The following is a 247-nucleotide window of genomic DNA, read 5'->3' as shown; positions in this document are numbered from 1 at the left end:
CCCCACAGATCGTGGCCGTCGGCGCCCGTGATCTTCACGGACACGAAATCGCCGACCTTGTAGCGCTTCGATGCCTTCGCCGCCGGCTCGACGTAGACGACACCGTCGATCTCCGGCGCATCGGCTGCCGTACGGCCGATGCCGCCTTCCTCGCCGACTTCGTCGATCAGCACCTTGAGCGTCTTGCCGACCTTGCGCTGCATGCGGTGCGCCGACACTTCCTCGGCGACTTCCATGAAGCGTGCAC

At 65.6% G+C, this 247-nt stretch carries 1 protein-coding gene; it reads right to left on the bottom strand.

All coding sequences use genetic code 11. The features are described from left to right. The coding region (locus AAEY75_RS16545) for a TRAM domain-containing protein (protein WP_352260251.1) at positions 1–236 on the bottom strand (236 nt) is incomplete at its 3' end. Positions 237–247 lie beyond the last annotated feature (11 nt).

The sequence above is a fragment of the Psychrobacter sp. TB55-MNA-CIBAN-0194 genome, from assembly GCF_040309505.1.
Lineage (GTDB): Bacteria > Pseudomonadota > Gammaproteobacteria > Pseudomonadales > Moraxellaceae > Psychrobacter > Psychrobacter fozii.
The sequence above is the reverse complement of the archived record's forward strand: the minus strand, read 5'-3'. Positions and strand labels throughout refer to the sequence as shown.